This window comes from Streptomyces sp. NPDC018964, from assembly GCF_044390325.1.
GTDB lineage: Bacteria > Actinomycetota > Actinomycetes > Streptomycetales > Streptomycetaceae > Streptomyces.
Window position 1 is genome coordinate 23759 of sequence record NZ_JBIRYZ010000028.1, and the last position, 22288, is coordinate 46046.

Genomic DNA, 22288 nt, shown 5'->3' on the forward strand with positions numbered 1-22288 from the left:
ACGGCATGACCTCATGAGGGAGGGGGCGCATCGAACCCGATGCGCCCCCTCCCGCCGTCTCCGGGGATCAGCCCTCGTCGACGCCCAGCTTCTGAAGGATCAGCTCCTTCACGCGGGCCGCGTCGGCCTGCCCGCGCGTGGCCTTCATGACCGCGCCGACCAGGGCTCCGGCCGCGGTCACCTTGCCACCGCGGATCTTGTCCGCGATGCCCGGGTTGCCGGCGATGGCCTCGTCGACGGCGGTGCCCAGGGCGCCCTCGTCGGAGACGACCTTCAGACCGCGCTTGTCGACCACCTCGTCCGGGGTGCCCTCACCGGCGAGGACGCCCTCGATGACCTGGCGGGCCAGCTTGTCGTTCAGATCGCCCTTCACGACCAGCTCGGCGACCCGGGCCACCTGCTCCGGGGTGATCGCCAGCTCGTCGAGGCCCTTGCCGGACTCGTTGGCGGCGCGGGCCAGCTCGCCCATCCACCACTTGCGGGCGGAGGCCGCGTCGGCACCGGCGTCGATCGTGGCGACGATCGGGTCCAGCGCACCGGCGTTGAGGATGGCCTGCATGTCGGTGCCGGAGATGCCCCACTCCTCGCGGAGCCGGTTGCGGCGCACCAGCGGCAGCTCGGGCAGGGCGGCACGGATCTCCTCGACCCACTCGCGGGACGGGGCGACCGGCACCAGGTCGGGCTCCGGGAAGTACCGGTAGTCCTCGGCCTCCTCCTTCACGCGGCCCGAGGTCGTGGACCCCGTGTCCTCGTGGAAGTGCCGGGTCTCCTGGATGATCGTCCCGCCACCGCCGAGCACGGCGGCGTGCCGCTGGATCTCGAACCGGGCCGCACGCTCCACGGACCGCAGCGAGTTCACGTTCTTCGTCTCGCTGCGGGTGCCGAACTTCTCGGTTCCGTGGGGGCGCAGCGACAGGTTCACGTCGCAGCGCATCTGGCCCATCTCCATGCGGGCCTCGGACACGCCGAGGGCACGGATGAGTTCGCGCAGCTCACGGACGTACGCCCGCGCGACCTCGGGGGCGCGCTCGCCCGCTCCCTCGATCGGCTTGGTGACGATCTCGATCAGCGGGATGCCGGCGCGGTTGTAGTCCAGCAGGGAGTGGGACGCGCCGTGGATGCGGCCGGTGGCGCCGCCGACGTGCGTCGACTTGCCGGTGTCCTCCTCCATGTGGGCGCGCTCGATCAGGACGCGGAAGGTCTCCCCGTCCTCCAGCTGCACGTCGAGGTAGCCGTCGAAGGCGATCGGCTCGTCGTACTGGGAGGTCTGGAAGTTCTTCGGCATGTCCGGATAGAAGTAGTTCTTCCGGGCGAAGCGGCACCACTCGGCGATCTCGCAGTTCAGCGCGAGACCGATCTTGATCGCCGACTCGACGCCGGTCGCGTTGACGACCGGGAGCGCGCCGGGCATGCCGAGGCAGACGGGGCAGGTCTGGGTGTTCGGGTCGGCGCCCAGCGCCGTCGAGCAGCCGCAGAACATCTTGGTCCGGGTGCCGAGTTCGACATGGACCTCGAGGCCCATGACGGGGTCGTACGACGCCAGCGCGTCCTCGTACGACACCAGGTCAGTCGTGGTGGTCACGGTGAAACTTCCCTCTCAGCCCAGCAGGACGTCGTCGTCGCCGAGGCGCTTCAGCTCGCGGTAGAGGATGGCGAGGTTGGTGACGACCGCGGCACCGGTGACGACGGCGTCGAGCAGCCGCAGCGTGTCGCTCTCGCCACGCGCCTTCTTGATCTGCTTGTACACACCGACGGCGCCGAACGCCGAGGTGGCCATGGAGACGTACAGACCGGACTTGGACTTCTTGAAGCCCTTGGCCTTGGACAGTGCGCTCACAGCGACGGTGCCTCCTCGATCAGCGGGTGGCCCCACTTTTCCACGAAGGCGGCCTCGACGGCGGCGCCGACCTTGTAGAGCCGGTCGTCCTTCATGGCGGGGGCGATGATCTGCAGACCCACCGGCAGGTTGTCCTCGGGGGCGAGGCCGCAGGGCAGCGACATGGCCGCGTTGCCCGCCAGGTTGGTGGGGATGGTGCACAGGTCGGCGAGGTACATCGCCATCGGGTCGTCGGCGCGCTCACCGATCGGGAAGGCCGTGGTCGGGGTCGTCGGGGAGACGATCACGTCGACCTGCTCGAAGGCCCGCTCGAACTCCTGCTTGATCAGGGTGCGGACCTTCTGGGCGCTGCCGTAGTACGCGTCGTAGTAGCCGGAGCTGAGCGCGTACGTACCGAGCATGATGCGGCGCTTGACCTCGTCGCCGAAGCCGGCCTCACGGGTGAGCGAGGTGACCTCCTCGGCGGAGTGCGAGCCGTCGTCGCCGGTCCGCAGGCCGTAGCGCAGGCCGTCGAAGCGGGCGAGGTTGGAGGAGCACTCGGAGGGCGCGATCAGGTAGTACGCGGAGAGCGCCAGGTCGAAGGAGGGGCAGTCCAGCTCGACGACCTCGGCACCCAGCTCCTTCAGCAGCTCGACGGACTCGTCGAACCGCTGGACGACACCGGCCTGGTAGCCCTCGCCGCGGAACTGCTTGACGACGCCGACGCGCATGCCGGCGACCGAGCCGTTGCGGGCGGCCTCGACGACCGGCGGGACCGGGGCGTCGATGGAGGTGGAGTCCATCGGGTCGTGCCCGGCGATCACCTCGTGCAGCAGGGCGGCGTCCAGGACCGTACGGGCACAGGGCCCGCCCTGGTCCAGGGAGCTGGAGAAGGCGACCATGCCGTACCGGGACACGGCACCGTACGTCGGCTTCACACCGACCGTGCCGGTGACGGCGGCCGGCTGGCGGATGGAACCGCCGGTGTCGGTGCCGATGGCCAGCGGCGCCTGGAAGGAGGCGAGCGCGGCGGACGAACCACCGCCGGACCCGCCCGGGATCCTGGTGAGGTCCCACGGGTTGCCGGTCGGCCCGTAGGCGCTGTTCTCGGTGCTGGACCCCATGGCGAACTCGTCCATGTTGGTCTTGCCGAGGATGACGACGTCGGCGGCCTTCAGCCGCTTGGTGAGCGTCGCGTCGTACGGCGGGATCCAGCCCTCGAGGATCTTGGAACCGACGGTGGTCGGGATGCCCTCGGTGGTGAAGATGTCCTTGAGCGCGAGCGGAACGCCGGCCAGCGGGCCGAGCTTCTCGCCCCGGGCCCGCTTCTCGTCGACGGCGCGCGCCTGCGCCAGGGCGCCCTCGCGGTCGACGTGCAGGAAGGCGTGCACCTTCTCGTCGACGGCCTCGATGCGGGCCAGGTGCGCCTCGGTGACCTCCACGGCCGTGAGCTCGCCGGAGGCGATCTTCTCGGCGGTCTCGGCGGCGGTGAGCCTGATGATGTGATCGCTCATGGCGGGTTACTCCTCCCCCAGGATCTGCGGCACCTTGAAACGCTGCTGCTCCTGGGCCGGGGCGCCGGAGAGCGCCTGCTCGGGGGTGAGCGAGGGACGGACCTCGTCCGCGCGCATGACGTTCGTCAGCGGGAGCGGGTGGGAGGTCGGCGGTACGTCTTGGTCGGCGACCTCGCTGACGCGGGCGACCGCGCCGATGATGTCGTCGAGCTGGCCTGCGAAGTGGTCGAGCTCTTCGGGCTTCAGCTCCAGACGCGCCAGCCGGGCGAGGTGGGCGACCTCCTCGCGCGTGATGCCAGGCATGCAGCGATCCTCTGGGGTGAGTGTGTGTGGTTTGGGGCCAATCCTATGGGGCGGCGGGCCGTGCCCGTGAAACCCTTTCCCCGGGCCTGCCCCGCCGGGCGCCGTCCGGCGTTTCCCCGCCTGCGGCGGAGCGCCCTTCGTCGCCGCGGGACGGGGGGCTTCGCAGCCCGGTGCCTTGCGGGGTGCCCCGTGCTGGTGCCGGCCGGGGGTGGGGGCGCGACACCGGCGCGTTTGCGGGTGCCCCGCGTTGGGGTGGGCCGGGGATGTTCGCGCGGCCCGGCGCCCACGGGGTGCCTCCCCCACTCTCGACTTCGCTCGAGCGGGAGGTACCCCCACCGCCCACCCTCCCCCACCCTCGGCTGCGCTCGGGCCGGGGGACCCCCATCGCCCTGGGGGCACCTCCCAGGCCTTTAAGGCACCGGGGGAGGCATGACTGCCCGCGGCTGACGCGGGGAGCGGCAGCGGTAGCGGCAGCGGTAGCGGCAGGCGCGTACGGCGGGAAGGGGACGGGGCGGGGGTGGCCGCCCGCAGTGGCCGGCGCGTCCGCACCCCGCACCCCTTCCGAGTGACGTGATCCGCGCCGGTCCGAGGACGGACACCCCCGACACGGCCCCGACCCACCCACCGACCATGGGCGCTACCCCAGCCCCCACCGAACCGAAAGCTGCGCCGCAGGCACCCCACCCACCGAGGCGAACAGCCGCACCACAGGCGCAAGCCCCCGCCCCACCGAGGCGAACAGCCGCACCGCGGGCACGACACCCACCCGGTACGGACTATTCGTCGACCGTGGTCGTCGCGGCCGGGAGCGCCGCGGCCGGGCGCTGCCAGCCGCGGGAGCCGCGGGCGAGGAGCCAGGCCGTCGTCTCCTCGGGCGGCATCGCCGCCGCCACCAGCCAGCCCTGGACCGCGTCGCAGCGAAGATCACGCAACCGCTCCCACGTCTCGTCGTCCTCCACCCCCTCCGCGACGACGAGCAGCCCCAGCGAATGCGCCAGATCGATGGTGCACCGCACGATCTCCGCGTCCTCGGTGTCCACGGCCAGCCGGGCCACGAACGACCGGTCGATCTTCAGCTCGCTCACCGGCAGCCGCCGTAGGTGCACCAACGACGAGTACCCCGTGCCGAAGTCGTCCAGGGACATCTTCACGCCGTGCCCGGTCAGGGCGTTCAGGGTGTCGGCGGCACGCTGCGGGTCCTCCAGGAGGACGTGCTCGGTGATCTCCAGTTGGAGCGCTCCCGCCGGGACGCCGTGCCGGGCCAGCCGGGCCGCGACGGAGCCGGCGAAGCCGGGGGTGTGGACGTCGCGCGGGGAGACGTTGACCGCGACCGGCACGAACAGCCCCTGGGCCCGCCACTTGGCGACCTGCCCCAGCGCGGTCTCCAGCACGTACTCGGTGAGGTGCGGCATCAGCCCGGACGACTCGGCGATCGCTATGAACTCGTCCGGCGGCACCTTCCCCCGCTCCGGATGCACCCACCGCACCAGCGCCTCGAGCCCCGCGACCTGCCCGTCGAAGCGGACCTTGGGCTGGTAGTGCAGCTCGACCTCCCGGGCGTCCAGCGCCCGCCGCAGATCACCCAGCAGCCCCAGCCGGTCAGGGGTGTTGGAGTCCCGCTTGGACTCGTACGCCTCGACCCCCGTACGGTCCCGCTTGGCCTGGTACATCGCCACGTCCGCCCGCCGCAACAGCCCCTCCGCGTCGTCCGCGTGGTCGGGAAAGACGGCGACCCCCGCACTCGCCTCCAGGACGAGGGTGAGCCCATCGAGGTCGAGCGGGGAACTGAGGGCGGCGACGAGGCCGCGGGCGACACGGGTCGCGGACGTCGTGGAGTCGGCGACGGGCAGTAAGACGGCGAACTCGTCACCGCCGAGCCGCGCGGCCTCCGCCCCGCGCGGCAGGGCGAGTCTGAGCCGGTCGGCTATCTGCAGCAGCAGCCGGTCACCGGCGAGATGCCCGAGGGTGTCGTTGACCGACCGGAACCGGTCCAGGTCGATCAGCATGAGCGCGGCACGGGCACCGATCCGCTCGGCGTCGTCCAGCGCGGTCCAGATGCGTTCCAGCAGCCACTGCCGGTTGGGCAGCCCGGTCAGCGGATCGCGCAGCTGCTCCTCGGCCCGCGCGCGGGCTATCCACAGGGTGGAGTCGAGGGCGATCAGCGGAATGGAGAAGAGCGGCAGCAGCACCGGCTTGGCGACCGCGACCACGCACACCAGGGGCGCTATGCCGAGCAGGGCGACCGCGACGAGCCCCTGCCGGACCAGAGCGGTACGGGCCACGGTCGGCAGCCCCGCGCGCGGGGTGTGCAGGTACCAGAGCAGTGTGCGCGTGACCACGAGGTACGTGACGGCGACCAGCACCACTCCCGGCGCGGTGTACGGCGTCCAGGTGTCCGGAGTCGACGGCGACTCGACGGACGGCACCCAGCCGAACGCGGCCAGCACCAGCGCCCCGGCGCCGATGCCGAGCAGGTCCACCGCGCCGTGCAGCACGCCCTGCCGCCAGCGGCCACGCCGGGCCACGCCGACGAGCACGACGACGGTGAGGCTGATCATCCCGGCCGCGACCCAGCCGTAGAGCAGCAGCACGGCAAGGGTGAGGGCGGCGCCCGAGCCGGTGCCTCCCCACCAGCGGGAGCGGCCCAGCATCACCAGATGGCCGACGATGATTCCGGTCAGCACGGCCAGGGACCAGCCGACGGTGCCGGACGGGAAGAGCGCGTGGCCTCCGGTGAACGCCCGCAGGAAGCCGACGCCCAGCACGAAACCGGCCGCGGCGACGACCGCCGTGGGCAACGCGGGCCAGGAAGGATGCCGTTCCGCGTCCGACTCGGACAACTCGGCCAGCCCGGGACCGTGCCCGTGTCCGCGTCCGGCAACCGACTGCCCGGCACCACGCACGTTCGCACCACGCGCATCAGCCCCACGCGTGTCTGCCCCGCGCGTGTCCGCGGCACGCGCCCCGGTGCGCTCCATCGCGCCCGGTCGCCCCGCGGGCCGCCCGTCCTCACGGCCGCGCAGCCATGCGACCGCCATGCGGCGCAGACGCAGCCGTGAGCCCGGGGCGGCGCTCTCGGTCGGTTCCATTCCCGTCCCTCTCCCAGCCGGCGGTGCCCACGCCACGCGGCCCGATGCCCGACGACCCTCAGCGGCTCCGCGGTGGAAAGCCCTTACCCCGGACCCCTCACGAGTACGGGGTTGCCCCGACCGCAGCTGGGCACGGCAGGCGCACATCTCAACAGTAGGCCGCACATGGCCCGTACGGGCACCGGTCGCCGACGGTTGCCCGAATGCGCCCCAGCCACCCGTATGCATCTGATATGCGCCGATCGGCCGACCTTCAACCGCTACTCCTCGGCCGAAAGAGCGGCGTCCGCCGCGGCTTTCGGCCCTTGTTCGAGCAGGACGGCGAACCCGTCCTCGTTCAGAACCGGCACCTTGAGCTGCATCGCCTTGTCATATTTCGTACCGGGGTTGTCACCCACGACGACGAACGACGTCTTCTTGGAGACGGATCCGGTCACCTTCGCCCCCTGGCCCTGCAGCGCCTCCTTCGCGCCGTCCCGGGTGAAGTTCTCCAGCGTCCCGGTCACCACGACCGTGAGCCCTTCCAACGGGCGGGGCCCTTCGTCCTCCCCGGCCCCCTCGTCCTCCATGCGGACACCGGCCGCCTTCCACTTGCGGATGATCTCCCGGTGCCAGTCCTCGGCGAACCACTGCTTGAGCGAGGCGGCGATGGTCGGGCCGACTCCCTCGGTGCCCGCCAGCTCCTCCTCGGTGGCCTGCTCGATGCGGTCGACGGAGCGGAACTCACGGGCCAGCGCCTCCGCCGCGACCGGGCCGACGTGACGGATCGACAGACCGGTCAGCACGCGCGCCAGCGGACGCTCCTTCGCCGCCGCGATGTTCGCCAGCATCGCGACCGCGTTCTTCCTCGGCTCGCCCTCCTGGTTGGCGAAGACGGTGGCGACCTTCTCCTCGCCGGTCTTCGGGTCCCGCTTGGGCAGCCCGCTGTCCTGGTCGAGGACGTACGCCTTGATGGGCAGCAACTGCTCGATGGTGAGGTCGAACAGGTCGCCCTCGTCCCGCAGCGGCGGGTCCTCCGGTTCCAGCGGCCTGGTCAGCGCCGCCGCGGCGACGTAGCCGAAGTGCTCGATGTCCAGCGCCTTGCGCCCGGCCAGGTAGAACAGCCGCTCCCGCAACTGTGCCGGGCACGTACGGGCGTTGGGGCAGCGCAGGTCGACGTCGCCCTCCTTCATCGCCTTCAGCGGCGTACCGCACTCGGGGCACTCGGCCGGCATCACGAACTCGCGCTCGCTGCCGTCCCGCAGGTCGGCGACCGGGCCGAGGATCTCCGGGATCACGTCACCGGCCTTGCGCAGCACCACCGTGTCGCCGATGAGGACGCCCTTGGCCTTGACCACGTCCTGGTTGTGCAGCGTGGCGAACTCGACCTCGGACCCGGCCACCGTGACCGGTTCCACCTGGGCGTACGGCGTGACCCTGCCCGTACGGCCCACCCCCACGCGGATGTCGACGAGTTTGGTGTTGACCTCCTCGGGCGCGTACTTGTACGCGATGGCCCAGCGCGGGGCGCGCGAGGTGGTGCCGAGACGGCCCTGGAGGGAGATCTCGTCGAGCTTGACGACGACCCCGTCGATCTCGTGCGCCACGGAGTGCCGGTTCTCGCCGTAGTACGCGATGAACTCCCGTACGCCGGCGAGGTCGTCGACCACCCTGTTGTGCTCGGAGGTGGGCAGGCCCCAGCTCTTGAGCAGGTCGTAACCCTGGGAGAGGCGGGTCATGCCCTTGTAGCCCTCCAGGACGCCGATGCCGTGGACCACCATGTGCAGCGGGCGGGAGGCGGTGACCCGGGGGTCCTTCTGGCGCAGCGAACCGGCCGCCGCGTTGCGCGGGTTGGCGAAGGGCTTGTCGCCGGCCGCGTTCAGCCGCGCGTTGAGCTCCTGGAACTTCTCCATCGGGAAGTAGACCTCCCCCCGGATCTCCACCAGGTCCGGAACCTCGTCGCCCTTCAGCCGGTCCGGGATCTCCGCGATGGTGCGGACGTTGGGCGTGATGTCCTCACCGGTGCGGCCGTCGCCGCGGGTCGCCGCGCGGACCAGCCGCCCCCGCTCGTAGGTGAGGTTGACGGCGAGGCCGTCGACCTTCAGCTCGCACAGGAAGTGGTACTTCTGCGTGCCCAGTTCGCGCTGGATGCGCTCCGCCCACGCGGCGAGGTCGTCGTCGTTGAACGTGTTGTCGAGGGAGAGCATCCGCGAGACGTGCCGCACGGAGGTGAACTCCGTCTCGTACGCCCCCGCGACCTTCTGGGTCGGCGAGTCCGGGGTGCGCAGCTCCGGGTGCTCCTCCTCCAGCGCCTCCAACTCCCGCAGCAGCCGGTCGAAGTCGGCGTCGCTGATGACGGGGGCGTCGTTCACGTAGTACCGGAAGCGGTGCTCCTCGATCTGCTCAGCGAGCCTGGCGTGCTTCTCCCGTGCCTCGGCGGGAACGCTCGTCGTCTCCGCTTGCTTGTCGCCGGCCACCGTGTGTCCTCCCGTCACTCTGGGTTGTCCGCGAGGGATCTCGCCGCCCGGACGCAATGGGCGAGGGCCTTGCGCGCGTACTCCGGGGAGGCCCCCGCGAGTCCGCACGCCGGGGTGAGCGTGACCGCCTCCGGGAGCAGTCCCGGCCGCAGCCCCAGCCTGCGCCAGAGCGTCCTGACACCCATGACGCTACCGCCCGGGTCCGACAACGGTCCGTCCGTGCCCGGGACGACGCCGGCGAACAGCCGGGTCCCGCTCTCCACCGCTTCCCCGATCACCTCGTCGTCACGCTCGGTGAGGAGGGAGAAGTCGAAGGAGACCCCCGCCGCGCCCGCCCGGCGCAGCAGGGCGAACGGGACGTCCGGTGCGCACGAGTGGACCACGACGGGCCCGCCGTCGTGCACCCCGACGACGTCCCGCAGCGTGGCCTCGACGAGCTGCCGGTCCACCGCGCGGTGGGTGCGGTAGCCGCTGGCGGTCCGCACCTGTCCGCGCAGTACGGCGGTGAGGGAGGGCTCGTCGAGCTGCAGGACGAGCCGCGCGCCGGGCACGCGCCGCCGCACCTCGGCGAGGTGGAGGCGCAGCCCTTCGGCGAGGGAGGCGGCGAGGTCGCGGCAGGCGCCGGGGTCGGAGAGGACGGCCTCGCCGTTCTTCAGCTCCAGGGCGGCGGCGAGCGTCCACGGGCCGACCGCCTGGACCTTCAGGGGCCCCTGGTACTCCTGGGTGAACTCCTCCAGGGCGTCGAGGTCCTCGCCGAGCCAGGAGCGGGCGCGCTTGGTGTCGCGGCCCGGGCGGTCGCCGATGCGCCAGCCGCTGGGCTCCACGCGGGCGTACAGCTCCACGAGCAGGCCCGCGGTGCGGCCGATCATGTCCGCGCCGGGGCCGCGGGCGGGGAGTTCGGGGAGGTGGGGGAAGGTCTCGAAGCTGCCGGTGACCGTTCTGGCGGCCTCTCGGGCGTCCCCGCCCGGCATGGAGCCGATCCCTGTCGCGGGGGCGAAGCTGAACTGGCTGTTTTCGCTCACCCGAGAAGCGTACGCAGTGGGCGGCCGGAGGTTTTCGCCCCCGCCGCCCCTACCCGTCCCGTCCCCGGGGGCTCCGCCCCCGGACCCCCGCTCCTCAAACGCCGGAGGGGCTGGAGGGGGCTGGGGGTGCCGGACCAGCTGTCGGTCACCGCCCCGGTCGGACCGTCAGGTCGTTGATCTCCGCGTCGGCCGGGAGGTCCAGGGCCGTCAGGATGGTCGTGGCGACCGACTCGGGGTCGATCCACCGCGCGGGGTCGTACTCCTTGCCCTCCTGCTGGTGGACCTTGGCCTGCATGGGGCTGGCCGTGCGGCCGGGGTAGACCGAGGTGACGCGGACGCCGCCCGCGTGCTCCTCCTCGCGCAGGGAATCCGCGAGGGCCTTCAGGCCGTGCTTGGAGGCCGCGTAGGCGGACCAGTCGGCGTGGGCGCTCAGGCCGGCGCCGGAGTTGACGAAGATCACGTGGCCCCGGCTCGCGCGGAGCTGGGGCAGGAAGTGCCGGGTCAGCTCGGCGGGGGCGATCAGGTTGACGTTGAGCTGGTGGCGCCAGGTCTTCGGGGTCAGCTCGCCGACCGGGCCGAGGTCGACCACGCCGGCGATGTGCAGGAGGGAGTCCACCCGGTCCGGGAGCGACTGGTGGGAGAAGGCCCAGGAGAGCTTGTCGGGGTCCGCCAGGTCGCCGACGAGGGTGCGTGCGCCGGGGAACTCCGCCGCCAGTTCCTTCGCCCGGCCCGCGTCGCGCGCGTGCAGCACGAGTTCGTCGCCGCGCGCGTGCAGGCGGCGGGCGACGGCCGCGCCGATGCCGGAGCCCGCTCCGGTGATCACATGTGTAGCCATGCCCGCCATGCTCGCATCATCGGGCGGTCACTTTCCGCCCAGGCTCTCCTCCAGGTAGGCCAGCGCGCCCACCGGCTCCTCGGCGAAGAACACCAGCTCGGTGAGCGGACGGGGCAGGAAGCCCTCGTCCTCCATGCGGCGGAACTGCTCCTTGAGGCCGTCGTAGAAGCCCGCGGTGTTGAGCAGCACCACCGGCTTGTCGGTGTGTCCGTGCTTCTTCAGCTCCAGGATCTCGGTCGCCTCGTCGAGGGTGCCGGTGCCGCCGACCATGATGACCACCGCGTCGGCCTTCTCCAGCAGCAGCCGCTTGCGCTCGGCGAGGTCACGCGCGATCACCATCTCGTCGACGCCGTCGCGCGCCTTCGCCGCGAGGAACTCCACGGAGACGCCGCAGAGCCTGCCGCCCGCCTCCTCCACACCGTCGGCGACGACCTTCATCAGGCCGACGTCGGAGCCGCCCCACACCAGCGTGTGCCCGCCCTTGCCGAGCAGCCGCGCGAACTCCCGCGCGGGGCGTGTGTAGCGTTCGTCGAGGTCGGCGGCGGAGAGAAAGACGCAGATGTTCACGGACCCACCGTACGGGTCCTTTCGTCCTCCCGCGGATCCCTCCCGGGAAGAAGTCCGCTCCGGAGTGCGCTGTACTCACGGAATCGGCCAACCGAGGAGGGACGATCGTGACCACGGGCCACCGCATCACCATCGAGGACAGTGACCGGCACGTGCGCGTGGTGCGCGGCGGGCAGGTGCTGGCGGAGAGCGACGGGGCACTGCTGCTGAAGGAGACGGGCTGTCCGGACCGGTACTACATCCCGCCGGCGGACGTACGGCTGGACCTGCTGACGCCCTCCGAGACGCACACGCGCTGCCCCTTCAAGGGCACGGCGTCCTACTGGTCGCTGCCGGACGCGGCGGACCTGGCCTGGGCGTACCCGGATCCGAAGCCGGACGTCGCACGGATCAAGGACCACCTCTGCTTCTACGAGGTGGAAGTCGGCTGATCAGGTAAACGGGTTGTGCTGGGCGAACGCGCCGCCCGCCTCACCGATGAACGCCGTGCCGTGCGGCAGTCTGGCGTGACATGGACAAGAACATCTCTTCGCGTGACGGCACCTCCCTGGCGTACGAGAGCGCCGGGCGGGGTGCCACGGTCGTTCTCGTCAGCGGCGCGATGTCGACGGGCGGCACGGTGGCCCCGCTGGCGGCGCCCCTCTCGGAGCGGTTCCGGGTGGTCGTGTACGACCGCCGGGGCCGGGGCGCGAGCGGGGACACGGCGCCGTACGCGGTGGAGCGCGAGGTCGAGGACCTGGCGGCGCTGATCGCGGCGGTGGGCGGCGAGGCCGCGCTGTACGGCGTCTCCTCGGGCGGCGCGCTGGCGCTCAGGGCGGCGGCGAGCGGACTGCCGGTGCACCACGTCGCCGTGTACGAGACGCCGTACGCGATGTCCGAGGAGGACCTCGGGGAGCGGGCGCGCTACACCGAGCGGCTGACGGCGGCGCTCGCCGAGGGGCGGCGCGGGGACGCGGTGGAGCTGTTCCTGCGGCTGACCGGCCTCGGTGAGGACGTCATCCAGGGCGCACGGCAGTCACCGATGTGGGCCGGGATGGAGTCGCTCGCGCCGAGCCTCGCGTACGACGACGCCGTGATGGGCGACGGGAGCGTGCCGCGCGAATTGCTGGCATCGATCGGCGTACCGGTGCTGTCGATTGCGGGCGACGCGAGCCCGGCGTGGATGCGCGAGGCCGCGCGGGCGATCGCCGAGTCCGTCCCCCGGGGCACGTACCGCACCCTGGAGGGCCAGACCCATATGGTCGAACCGGACGTCCTGGCCCCGGTCCTGGCGGAGTTCTTCACGCGGTGAGCGCCCCGCCGGACCGGAGGAGCGCCGTCAGGCGACGCCGGCCGTCGCCCGCACCGTCGAGGCGATCGTCGCCGAGCCGACCACGCGGGTGCCGTCGTACAGGACGATCGCCTGGCCGGGGGCCACGCCGCGGACGGGCTCGGTGAAACGCACGCGCAGGTCGCCGTCGACGAGTTCCGCCGTCACCTCGGTCTCGCCGCCGTGGGCGCGCAGCTGGGCGGTGTAGGTGCCGGGGCCGGTGGGGGCGGCACCGCACCAGCGGGGCTTGATCGCGGTGAGGGCGGTGACGTCGAGAGCGGCCGCGGGGCCGACGGTGACGGTGTTGGTCACCGGGGAGATGTCGAGGACGTAGCGCGGCTTGCCGTCGGGGGCGGGAGTGCCGATCCGCAGGCCCTTGCGCTGGCCGATGGTGAAGCCGTACGCGCCCTCGTGGCTGCCGACCTTGGTGCCGGACTCGTCGACGATGTCGCCCTCCGCCTTGCCGAGGCGGTTCGCGAGGAAGCCCTGGGTGTCGCCGTCGGCGATGAAGCAGATGTCGTGCGAGTCGGGCTTCTTGGCGACGGCCAGTCCCCTGCGCTCGGCCTCCGCGCGGATCTCCTCCTTGGTGGTGACCGTGTCGCCGAGGGGGAACATCGCGTGGGCGAGCTGGCGGTCGTCGAGCACGCCGAGGACGTAGCTCTGGTCCTTGGCCATGTCGGAGGCGCGGTGCAGTTCGCGGGTGCCGTCCTCACGCAGGACCACCTGGGCGTAGTGGCCGGTGCAGACCGCGTCGAAGCCGAGGGCGAGCGCCTTGTCCAGCAGGGCGGCGAACTTGATCTTCTCGTTGCAGCGCAGGCAGGGGTTGGGGGTGCGGCCGGCCTCGTACTCGGCGACGAAGTCCTCGACGACGTCCTCGCGGAAGCGGTCGGCGAGGTCCCACACGTAGAACGGGATGCCGATGACGTCGGCGGCGCGGCGGGCGTCGCGCGAGTCCTCGATGGTGCAGCAGCCCCGCGCGCCGGTACGGAACGACTGCGGGTTCGCGGAGAGCGCGAGGTGGACGCCGGTCACGTCGTGGCCCGCTTCGGCCGCGCGGGCGGCGGCGACGGCGGAGTCGACGCCGCCGGACATGGCGGCCAGGACGCGGAGGGGGCGGGAGCGCTGCGAGGTCTCAGTCATAACCCCTCCAGGGTACGGGGGCGTGGGAACCGCGGCCGCCGGATATCCGTTCCAGATCACATGGGGGCACAGAAGGCATCCGAGGACGGGGACCGGCGCATCGGGCGGCGGGCACTGATCGTGGGCGGGGTGGTGGCGGCGACGGGCACTGCGGTGCTGGCGCGGGACGAGCTGGCGCGGCTGTGGTGGCGCGTGCCGGGCGTCGAGAAGCCGCGCGAGCAGGGCGTGGTGGACTACGCGGGCGCCCGCTGGGTGGCGGCCTCGGACGCCAACTGGCGCCGCGCGGACCGGCCGGACGACTTCGGCGTCGACATGGTGATCGTCCACGTCACCCAGGGCAGTTTCGACAGCGCGGTGCGGGCGTTCCAGGACCCGGAGCACCAGGCCGCCTCGCACTACATCGTGGGCCAGGACGGCCGCGTCACCCAGATGATCCGCGAGCTGGACGTGGCCTACCACGCGGGCAACCGCGACTACAACGAGCGCAGCGTCGGCATCGAGCACGCGGGCTTCGTGGACCGCCCCGAGGACTTCACGGACGAGATGTACGAGGCGTCGGCCCGCCTCACCGCCCGCATATGCGCCCGCTACGGCATACCGGTCGACCGCGACCACATCATCGGCCACGTCGAGGTCCCGGGCACGGACCACACCGACCCGGGGCCGCACTGGGACTGGGACCGTTACATGAAGCTGGTCCGCCGGGCCCGTACGGCGCGGGCGGACACCGGCCCCTCCGGCTCCCCGTCGGCCACGGCGGGCTAGAAGGTCTTCATCGGCCTTCTAGGTCAGTCCCGCCGCGCGGGCCCGTTCCACCGCCGGCCCGATGGCCTTGGCCACGGCTTCCACGTCGGCCTCCGTGGAGGTGTGGCCGAGGGAGAAGCGGAGGGTGCCGCGGGCCAGGTCGGGGTCGGTGCCGGTGGCCAGGAGGACGTGGCTGGGCTGGGCGACGCCGGCGGTGCAGGCGGAGCCGGTGGAGCACTCGATGCCCTGGGCATCCAGGAGGAGCAGCAGGGAGTCGCCCTCGCAGCCGGGGAAGGTGAAGTGCGCGTTGGCCGGAAGGCGCCCCCCGGGGGCGGGGTCGCCGCCGAGGATCGCGTCCGGCACGGCCTCGTGGACCGCGGCGACCAGGTCGTCGCGCAGCCTCCCGATCTCGCGGGCGAACCATTCCCGCTGCTCGGCGGCGAGCCGCCCGGCCACCGCGAAGGAGGCGACGGCGGGGACGTCGAGGGTGCCGGAGCGGACGTGGCGTTCCTGGCCGCCGCCGTGCAGGACGGGCACGGGTGTGTGTTCGCGGCCCAGGAGCAGCGCGCCGATGCCGTACGGCCCGCCGATCTTGTGGCCGGACACGGTCATCGCGGCGAGCCCCGACGCGGCGAAGTCCACCGGGACCTGGCCGAAGGCCTGGACCGCGTCGGAATGCAGCGGCACGCCGAACTCGGCGGCGGTCTCGGCGAGTTCGCGGACCGGCAGGATCGTACCGATCTCGTTGTTGGCCCACATGACGGTGGCGAGGGCGACGTCGTCGGGATCGCGGGCGATGGCCTCGCGCAGGGCGTCCGGGTGGACCCGGCCGTGGGGGTCGACCGGCAGGTACTCGACGGTGGCGCCCTCGTGCTCGGCGAGCCAGTGGACTGCGTCGAGGACGGCGTGGTGCTCGACGGGGCTGGCGAGGACCCGGGTGCGGGCCGGGTCCGCGTCGCGGCGGGACCAGTACAGCCCCTTCACGGCGAGGTTGTCGGCCTCGGTCCCCCCGGAGGTGAACACGATCTCGCTGGGCCGGGCGCCGAGGGCCTCGGCGAGGGTCTCGCGGGCCTCCTCGACGGTGCGCCGGGCACGGCGGCCGGCCGCGTGGAGGGAGGAGGCATTGCCGGTGACGCCCAGGTGCGCGGCGAGTGCCTCGACTGCCTCGGGAAGCATCGGGGTGGTCGCGGCGTGGTCGAGGTAAGCCATGGTGGGGCCGATTCTACGGGGCCGGGTGCAGCGGCCACGGATCACGGTCGGCCGGGATGTGCCGCCCGCCCGGAAGCTCCGGGGGAGCGTGGTGTCCGCCCGCACGAGTGCGAGGTCCGGAACGGGGCGGGTGAGGTTCGCTTCGCCCCCGCCGCCCCTTCCCGTTCCCGTTCCCGGGGGCGCTGCCCCCGGACCCCCGCTCCTCGAATGCCGGAGGGGCTGGATCCACAGGCGGGTCCGGGCCACCGGACCCCCGCTCTCGCACTCCCCCAGAAGGGCTGGATTCAGAGGCGTGCCCGGGCCAGTTGGCGGGACTGGGCCACCAGGCGGTCGGCGCTGTCCCAGACCTCGGCGTCCTCCTCCAGGAAGCCGCCGGCGAGGTTGCGGGTGGTGACCGAGACGCGCAGCGGGCCCGGGGCGGGGCGGCAGCGGATGTGGACGGTCAGCTCCACCGTGGGGACCCAGCCGGTCAGGCCCAGCTCGAAGGCGGTCGGCGGCAGGGCGTCCACCGCGAGGAGCAGCGCGAACGGGTCGGGGTCCCGGCCGTCGGCGAGACCGAACCAGGCCCGCATCTCCCCCTTGCCGGACGGCTGCCCGAGCGCCCATCCCAGGGTCGAGGGGTCGAGCTTGAGCATCAGGCGCTCGGTGATGGCGGAGCCGCCGTCGACCGGGGCGGGGCCGTCCTCCGTTCCGAAGCACTGCTCCATCGGCGGTATCACGGGCGGCTCGGCCGTCGTACGGACGTCGTCGGGGAGGGAGTCCAGGTCGCCGTAGGAGGCGAGGACGCGGATGCGCTCCACCTCGTCGCCCTGCTCGTCGAACTGGAACAGGGAGGCCTGGCCGGTCGACAGGGTCCGTCCGGTGCGCACGGTCTCGGTGCGGACGACCGCCGGGCCCGGCCGGGAGGCGGTCAGATAGTGCGCGGAGAGGGTGAACGGGTCGGCATGCGGCAGGGTGTCCTCGAGCGCGCGGCCCAGGACCGCCAGCAGATAGCCGCCGTTGACGGCGTTGAAGATCGTCCAGTCGGCGGAGAGGTCGATGTCGTAGACGCCGGGCGCGCGCGGGGTGAGGGCGGTGTCGCGGTCGAACTCACTGGCGCCGATGGTGGCCCTGACGGGCTGGGCGGAGGCTGCTTCTGACATGGCTGAACAGTACAAGAAGATAATACTAAGCGGTAGCTTTGCCAGTGCGCCCGGGAGCCTACTCCTCCTGGACCGTCGACCGGCGGTGCCACGCGCGCGGGGCCCGCCAGTGGTAGCGCATCGCGAGCAGCCGCAGTACGAAGGCCGTGACCACGGCGACGCCGCTGGTCCCCGCGTTCAGCACGTCGTAGCGGATGCACAGCGCGGTCAGGGTCGCGCCGACGACGGCCGGGACGGCGTACAGGTCGCGGTCCCAGCGCAGCAGCGACGGCACCTCGTTGGCGAGCACGTCGCGCAGCACGCCGCCGCCGACCGCGGTGGCCAGGCCCAGGCAGGCGGAGGCGGTCAGGCCGAGGCCGTGGTCGTACGCCTTGGTCGTGCCGACGACGCAGAACAGGCCGAGGCCGGCCGCGTCGAAGACGTTGACGCCGGTCTGGATGCGCTCCACCTGCGGGTGGAGGAAGAACACCAGGGCGGTGGCGAGCAGCGGGGTGACGAAGTACCCCAGGTCCGTAAAGGCGGCGGGCGGTACGGCGCCGATGACCAGGTCGCGGAAGAGTCCGCCGCCGAGCGCGGTGACCTCGGCGAGCACGGCGATGCCGAAGACGTCGAAGTTCTTGCGGACGGCCAGCAGGGCGCCGGAGATCGCGAAGACGAAGATGCCGATCAGGTCGAGCGTGTGCAGGACGGACGGACTGAACAGTTGCTGGAGCACCCTCACATTCTCACCCGACAAGAACCCCTCGCCTTGCAAACCAAGGCGAGGGGTGGTGTGAGCTTGCCGTCCGCGCACCTTCCGCGGGGCCGTGCGAGGCCCCGGGAAGGACGGCGGACCGTCAGCCGGCCTTGTCCTGCTCCTTCTCCTTCTCCTTGCCGGCCGCGTCCGGCTCCGCGACGGCGGAGTCCTTCGCGGCGGCGGAGTCCTTCGCGGCGGCGGTGTCGGCCGTCCGGTCGCCCGGGGTCTCGGCCGCCGCCGGCACCTTCTCCTTGACCGCCGCTGCGTCCGGCTTGGTCGTCGAGTCGGCCGGCAGGAGCGCGGCGGGAACCTCCGCCTCGTCCCCGGTCCGCTCGACCACCACGTCCTCGCTCTTCGTGACGGCCTCGATGCCGGTGGGCCGGGTCAGCTCCAGCTTCCCGGACTCGATGTCCTCGGCGAAGTGGCAGGCCACCCGGTGGCCGCCGCCGAGGTCCCGCAGCTGCGGCCGCTCGGTCGAGCAGCGCTCGGCCTGGGCCCAGGGGCAGCGGGTGTGGAAGCGGCAGCCGCTGGGCGGGTTGGCCGGGGAGGGCAGGTCGCCGGTGAGCAGGATGCGCTCGCGCCTGTCCTCCACCTCCGGGTCCGGCACCGGCACGGCCGACATCAGGGCCTTGGTGTACGGGTGCTTCGGCTCGGCGTACAGCGCGTCGCTCGGCGCCTCCTCGACCAGCGAGCCCAGGTACATCACGCCGATCGTGTCGGAGATGTGCCGGACCACGGCGAGGTCGTGGGCGATCACCACGTAGGTCAGGCCGAGTTCCTCCTGGAGCTCGTCCAGCAGGTTGATGACCTGGGCCTGGACCGACACGTCGAGCGCGGAGACCGGCTCGTCGCAGATGATCACGTCGGGTTCGAGGACGAGGGCGCGGGCGATGCCGATGCGCTGGCGCTGGCCGCCGGAGAACTCGTGCGGGTAGCGCGCGAGCGCGTTGGAGGGCAGGCCGACCTTGTCCAGGATCGCCTTGATCTTCTCCCGGCGCTCCTCCTGGTCCTTGCCGATGCCGTGGGCGATCATGCCCTCGGACAGGATGGACTCGATGTTCTGCCGGGGGTTGAGCGAGCCCAGCGGGTCCTGGAAGACCATCTGGAGCCGGCGCCGGAAGCGGCGCATCTCCTCGCCGGGCAGCTTCGCCAGGTCGGTGCCGTCGAGGACGACGGAGCCCTCGGTGATGTCCACCAGCCGGAGCACGGACCGCCCGAGGGTGGTCTTGCCGCAGCCGGACTCGCCGACCAGACCGTAGGTCTCGCCGGCCTCGACCTTCAGGGAGACCCCGTCCACGGCGTAGACGTGACCGACCGTGCGGTCGACGAAGACGCCCTTCTTGATGGGGAAGTGGACCTTGACGCCGTCCAGTTCGAGCAGGCTCATGCGGTGACCTCCTCGGCCTTCGCGTCGTCGAGTACGGGGTTGACGCACCGCACCTGGTGGCCGGCCGCGCGCGGCTCGGTGAGCTGCGGGGAGCCGGTCAGGCAGCCCATCTCGTACCGGTCGCAGCGGGGCGCGAAGGCGCAGCCGTCGGCCCAGGCGATGCGGTCGTTGATGGAGCCCCGGATGGGCTTGAGGGGCTCGCCCCGGGGTGCGTCCAGACGCGGGATGGAGCCCAGCAGTCCGTGCGCGTAGGGGTGGGTCGGGTGGGCGAACAGCTCGCGGCGCCCGGCGGACTCCACGGTCTTGCCCGCGTAGAGCACGTTGACCTGGTCGCAGAGGCCGGCGACCACGCCGAGGTCGTGGGTGATCATCAGCAGGGCGGTGCCCTCCTGGTCCACGAGCTCCTTGAGCAGCTCCAGGATCTGCGCCTGGATGGTCACGTCGAGGGCCGTGGTGGGCTCGTCGGCGATGAGCATGCGCGGGGCGCAGGCCACCGCCATGGCGATCAGCGCGCGCTGGCGCATACCGCCGGAGAGCTGGTGCGGGTACTCCTTGAGGCGCCGGGTCGGGTCGGGGATGCCGACCCGGTCCAGCAGGTGGGCGGCCTCCTTGCGGGCGGCCTCGCCCTTCATCCCGCGGTGGCGCTCCAGGATCTCGGTGACCTGCACGCCGATCGGCACGACCGGGTTGAGCGAGGACAGCGGGTCCTGGAAGATCATCGCCATTTCGCTGCCGCGCAGGTCACGGCGGGCGGACGGGCTCATCGTGAACAGGTCCGCGCCGTCGAACTCGGCACGGCCGCCGATGGTGACGCCCTTGCTCGGCAGCAGGCCCATCAGGGCCAGGGAGGTGACGGACTTTCCGCAGCCGGACTCGCCGACCAGGCCCACGACCTGGCCCTGGTCGACCTCGAAGGAGACGCCGTCGACCGCCCGGGACTCCTTGCGGCCGCGGCCGCCGAAGGTGATGGTCAGTTCGTCGACATTGAGCAGAGACATGGTGGTTCAGCCCCTCAGCTTCGGGTCGAGGGCTTCCCGCATGGCCTCGCCGAGGAGGGTGAAGCCGAGGGCGGTGATGATGATGCCGACGGCGGGGTAGACCGCCATCATCGGCGCGTTGTCGAAGAACCGCTGCGCCTGGGTGAGCATGACGCCCCACTCGGGGATGGCCGGGTCGGGGTTGCCGAGGCCCAGGTAGGACAGGGCGGCCGCCTCGATGATCGCGGTGGCCAGGGAGAGCGTGGCCTGCACGATCACCGGGCTGAGCGAGTTGGGGATGATCTGCGAGAGGACGATGCGCCGCTTGCGCACACCGAGGGACTGGGCGGCGAGCACGTACTCCGCGTTGCCCTGGGCGAGCATGGAGCCGCGCAGCAGCCGGGCGAACACCGGGATCTGGACCACACCCACGGCGATCATCACCGTGGTCAGCGACTGCCCCATGACGGCGGCGATGGACACGGCGAGCAGCAGCGAGGGCAGCGCCAGCATCATGTCGATGAAGCGCATGATGACGGAGTCGATCCGCTTGCCGGTGTCACCGCCGAGGGTGGCGAAGGCGCCGGCGAGGCCGCCGATCACGAAGCCGATGACCAGGCCGATCAGCGTGGCGACGACGCCGACGAGCAGGGTCTGGCGGGCGCCGACCAGCATGCGGGAGAACATGTCCCGGCCGAGGTGGTCGAGTCCGAACCAGTTCTCGCCGCGTGCGCCGACGAACTCGCCCCGGTTGGGGAAGACCTCGTTGCGCCAGGTCTGGGCGGTCGGGGAGTACGGGGCGATGTAGGGCCCGACGATCGCGAGGACGACGAACAGGGCGATGACGATCGCACCGATGATCGCCATCTTGCTGCGCTTGAGGCGGCGGAAGGCCTCCCGCCAGAGGCTGGCTCCGGTGCTGGTCTCCTTGGTGGCGGCCAGTTCCGCGAGGCGCTGGATCTTGTCGGTCTTGGTGGCGACACTCATGTCAGTGCACCCGCACTCTCGGGTCGATGAGGCTGTACGCCAGGTCCACCAGCAAGTTGATCAGGACGTATATCAGCGCGATGAACATGATGAACCCGACGAGCACGGGGTAGTCGCGGCCGTCGATCGCGGTCCGGATGAAGGAGCCGATGCCGCCGAAGGAGAACACGGACTCGGTCAGGACCGCGCCGGACAGCAGGGAGCCGGTGAGCAGGCCGACCGCGGTCACCACGGGGAGCATCGCGTTGCGCAGCACGTGCCGGCTCCGGATGACGCTCCGCTTGAGACCCTTGGCCTCGGCGGTGCGGACGTAGTCCTCGTCCTGCACCTCGAGGACGCTGGCGCGGGTCATGCGCACGATGACGGCGAGCGGGATGGACGCCAGGGCGATCGAGGGCAGGACCAAGTGCATGATCGCGTCCCAGGAGGCGTCGAACTCCCCGGTGAGGATGCCGTCCAGGACGGCGAAGCCGGTCACGTCGGTGGCGTTGATGCCGGTGTCCTGGCGCCCGAAGGCGGGGAAGATGCCGAGGTTGACGGCGAAGACCTGCTTCAGCAGCAGAGCCAGGAAGAAGACCGGGATGCAGATGCCGACGAGCGAGCCGGAGACGGACGTGACGTCGAGCCAGCCGCCGCGGTTGCGGGCCGCGAAGTAACCGAGCGGGACGCCGACGGCCACGGCGATGAGGATCGCGAGGAGGGACAGCTCCACGGTCGCGGGGAAGCGCAGGACGAACTCGTCCCACACCGGCTGTCCGGTCTGGGTGGAGGTGCCCAGGTCGAGTTCGGCGATGCGCTTCAGGAAACGCCAGTACTGGACGTAGACGGGCTGATCCAGCCCGAGCGCGCGGTTGATGCGCGCCACTTCGGCCTCGGTGGCCTTCTCCCCCAGGATCGCTGAGGCGGGTCCACCGGGCAGACGGTCGAGCCACAGGAAGAGCAGAACCGACAGGCCGAGCAGCGTGGGTATGAGCTGGAGCAGTCTTCGTACGACGAGACGCAGCACCCCGCATGCCCCTTTCTTACGTGATGTCTTACATGAATGGACCCGCCCG

20 protein-coding genes are annotated in these 22288 nt (G+C 71.8%); 3 read left to right on the plus strand and 17 right to left on the minus strand.

The window, feature by feature from the left end; translation table 11 throughout:
* Positions 1-67: 67 nt before the first annotated feature.
* From gatB to ACH5AO_RS32225, 9 genes are all read right to left on the minus strand, one after another.
* The gene (gene gatB, locus ACH5AO_RS32185; RefSeq protein ID WP_398930863.1) at positions 68-1582 is read right to left on the minus strand and encodes an Asp-tRNA(Asn)/Glu-tRNA(Gln) amidotransferase subunit GatB; all 1515 of its coding nucleotides are present in this window, start codon (positions 1580-1582) and stop codon (positions 68-70) included.
* 15 nt (positions 1583-1597) lie between these two features.
* Positions 1598-1837, minus strand: coding sequence for a hypothetical protein (locus ACH5AO_RS32190; protein WP_030188427.1), 240 nt, complete (start codon positions 1835-1837; stop codon positions 1598-1600).
* Complete coding sequence (gene gatA, locus ACH5AO_RS32195; protein WP_398930865.1) at positions 1834-3330, minus strand: Asp-tRNA(Asn)/Glu-tRNA(Gln) amidotransferase subunit GatA; 1497 nt, start codon at positions 3328-3330, stop codon at positions 1834-1836. The genes ACH5AO_RS32190 and gatA overlap by 4 nt, the downstream gene beginning before the upstream one ends.
* 6 nt (positions 3331-3336) lie before the next feature.
* Positions 3337-3633: an Asp-tRNA(Asn)/Glu-tRNA(Gln) amidotransferase subunit GatC gene (gene gatC / locus ACH5AO_RS32200; protein ID WP_006130840.1), complete on the minus strand. Its 297-nt coding sequence runs from the start codon at positions 3631-3633 to the stop codon at positions 3337-3339.
* Positions 3634-4409: 776 nt separating this feature from the next.
* Entirely contained in the window at positions 4410-6722 is a 2313-nt protein-coding gene (locus ACH5AO_RS32205) for a putative bifunctional diguanylate cyclase/phosphodiesterase (protein ID WP_398930867.1), read from the minus strand.
* Positions 6723-6982: 260 nt separating this feature from the next.
* A complete protein-coding gene (ligA, locus tag ACH5AO_RS32210; RefSeq protein WP_398930869.1) occupies positions 6983-9178 on the minus strand; it encodes an NAD-dependent DNA ligase LigA in 2196 nt (731 codons plus the stop codon).
* 14 nt (positions 9179-9192) lie between these two features.
* Entirely contained in the window at positions 9193-10200 is a 1008-nt protein-coding gene (locus tag ACH5AO_RS32215; RefSeq protein ID WP_398930871.1) for a methionine synthase, read from the minus strand.
* A gap of 145 nt (positions 10201-10345) precedes the next feature.
* Positions 10346-11044, minus strand: a complete 699-nt coding sequence (locus ACH5AO_RS32220) for an SDR family oxidoreductase (protein WP_398930873.1) — start codon at positions 11042-11044, stop codon at positions 10346-10348.
* A gap of 18 nt (positions 11045-11062) precedes the next feature.
* Entirely contained in the window at positions 11063-11602 is a 540-nt protein-coding gene (locus tag ACH5AO_RS32225) for a TIGR00730 family Rossman fold protein (RefSeq protein WP_398930875.1), read from the minus strand.
* Between the two features lie 107 nt (positions 11603-11709).
* Here ACH5AO_RS32225 and ACH5AO_RS32230 point away from each other — a divergent pair, with 107 nt between their 5' ends.
* Both ACH5AO_RS32230 and ACH5AO_RS32235 read left to right on the plus strand, forming a co-directional pair.
* Positions 11710-12033, plus strand: a complete 324-nt coding sequence (locus ACH5AO_RS32230; protein ID WP_398930877.1) for a DUF427 domain-containing protein — start codon at positions 11710-11712, stop codon at positions 12031-12033.
* An 80-nt stretch (positions 12034-12113) separates the two neighbouring features.
* A complete protein-coding gene (locus ACH5AO_RS32235) occupies positions 12114-12893 on the plus strand; it encodes an alpha/beta fold hydrolase (protein WP_398930879.1) in 780 nt (259 codons plus the stop codon).
* Positions 12894-12920: 27 nt separating this feature from the next.
* Here the strand turns inward: ACH5AO_RS32235 and mnmA are convergent, their stop codons facing one another.
* The gene (mnmA, locus tag ACH5AO_RS32240; protein WP_398930882.1) at positions 12921-14051 is read right to left on the minus strand and encodes a tRNA 2-thiouridine(34) synthase MnmA; all 1131 of its coding nucleotides are present in this window, start codon (positions 14049-14051) and stop codon (positions 12921-12923) included.
* Between the two features lie 60 nt (positions 14052-14111).
* On the opposite strand from mnmA, the gene ACH5AO_RS32245 reads away from it, so the two are divergent.
* Positions 14112-14816, plus strand: a complete 705-nt coding sequence (locus tag ACH5AO_RS32245; protein WP_398930884.1) for an N-acetylmuramoyl-L-alanine amidase — start codon at positions 14112-14114, stop codon at positions 14814-14816.
* An 18-nt stretch (positions 14817-14834) separates the two neighbouring features.
* Here the strand turns inward: ACH5AO_RS32245 and ACH5AO_RS32250 are convergent, their stop codons facing one another.
* The 7 genes from ACH5AO_RS32250 to ACH5AO_RS32280 form a co-directional block, all read right to left on the minus strand.
* Entirely contained in the window at positions 14835-16004 is a 1170-nt protein-coding gene (locus tag ACH5AO_RS32250; RefSeq protein ID WP_398930886.1) for a cysteine desulfurase family protein, read from the minus strand.
* Between the two features lie 284 nt (positions 16005-16288).
* Positions 16289-17146: a thioesterase family protein gene (locus tag ACH5AO_RS32255; RefSeq protein ID WP_398930887.1), complete on the minus strand. Its 858-nt coding sequence runs from the start codon at positions 17144-17146 to the stop codon at positions 16289-16291.
* A gap of 58 nt (positions 17147-17204) precedes the next feature.
* A complete protein-coding gene (locus ACH5AO_RS32260; RefSeq protein WP_398930889.1) occupies positions 17205-17861 on the minus strand; it encodes a trimeric intracellular cation channel family protein in 657 nt (218 codons plus the stop codon).
* 121 nt (positions 17862-17982) lie between these two features.
* A complete protein-coding gene (locus ACH5AO_RS32265) occupies positions 17983-19269 on the minus strand; it encodes an ABC transporter ATP-binding protein (RefSeq protein ID WP_398930891.1) in 1287 nt (428 codons plus the stop codon).
* Entirely contained in the window at positions 19266-20267 is a 1002-nt protein-coding gene (locus ACH5AO_RS32270) for an ABC transporter ATP-binding protein (RefSeq protein ID WP_398930893.1), read from the minus strand. The genes ACH5AO_RS32265 and ACH5AO_RS32270 overlap by 4 nt, the downstream gene beginning before the upstream one ends.
* 6 nt (positions 20268-20273) lie before the next feature.
* Positions 20274-21233 carry an ABC transporter permease gene (locus ACH5AO_RS32275; RefSeq protein WP_398930895.1) on the minus strand — a complete coding sequence of 320 codons (960 nt, stop codon included), beginning with the start codon at positions 21231-21233 and terminating at the stop codon, positions 20274-20276.
* Between the two features lies 1 nt (position 21234).
* Positions 21235-22239 (minus strand): ABC transporter permease, encoded by a 1005-nt coding sequence (locus ACH5AO_RS32280; protein ID WP_398930897.1) that lies wholly within the window; start codon positions 22237-22239, stop codon positions 21235-21237.
* Positions 22240-22288: the final 49 nt, after the last annotated feature.

What these genes read in the sequence shown, in the direction of transcription:
- gatA (WP_398930865.1), bottom strand. Translation starts at nt 3,330, where the DNA reads ATGAGCGATCACATCATCAGGCTCACCGCCGCCGAGACCGCCGAGAAG.
- gatC (WP_006130840.1), bottom strand. Translation starts at nt 3,633, where the DNA reads ATGCCTGGCATCACGCGCGAGGAGGTCGCCCACCTCGCCCGGCTGGCG.
- ACH5AO_RS32205 (WP_398930867.1), bottom strand. Translation starts at nt 6,722, where the DNA reads ATGGAACCGACCGAGAGCGCCGCCCCGGGCTCACGGCTGCGTCTGCGC.
- ACH5AO_RS32220 (WP_398930873.1), bottom strand. Translation starts at nt 11,044, where the DNA reads ATGGCGGGCATGGCTACACATGTGATCACCGGAGCGGGCTCCGGCATC.
- ACH5AO_RS32235 (WP_398930879.1), top strand. Translation starts at nt 12,114, where the DNA reads ATGGACAAGAACATCTCTTCGCGTGACGGCACCTCCCTGGCGTACGAG.
- mnmA (WP_398930882.1), bottom strand. Translation starts at nt 14,051, where the DNA reads ATGACTGAGACCTCGCAGCGCTCCCGCCCCCTCCGCGTCCTGGCCGCC.
- ACH5AO_RS32245 (WP_398930884.1), top strand. Translation starts at nt 14,112, where the DNA reads ATGGGGGCACAGAAGGCATCCGAGGACGGGGACCGGCGCATCGGGCGG.
- ACH5AO_RS32250 (WP_398930886.1), bottom strand. Translation starts at nt 16,004, where the DNA reads ATGGCTTACCTCGACCACGCCGCGACCACCCCGATGCTTCCCGAGGCA.
- ACH5AO_RS32255 (WP_398930887.1), bottom strand. Translation starts at nt 17,146, where the DNA reads ATGTCAGAAGCAGCCTCCGCCCAGCCCGTCAGGGCCACCATCGGCGCC.
- ACH5AO_RS32265 (WP_398930891.1), bottom strand. Translation starts at nt 19,269, where the DNA reads ATGAGCCTGCTCGAACTGGACGGCGTCAAGGTCCACTTCCCCATCAAG.
- ACH5AO_RS32270 (WP_398930893.1), bottom strand. Translation starts at nt 20,267, where the DNA reads ATGTCTCTGCTCAATGTCGACGAACTGACCATCACCTTCGGCGGCCGC.
- ACH5AO_RS32275 (WP_398930895.1), bottom strand. Translation starts at nt 21,233, where the DNA reads ATGAGTGTCGCCACCAAGACCGACAAGATCCAGCGCCTCGCGGAACTG.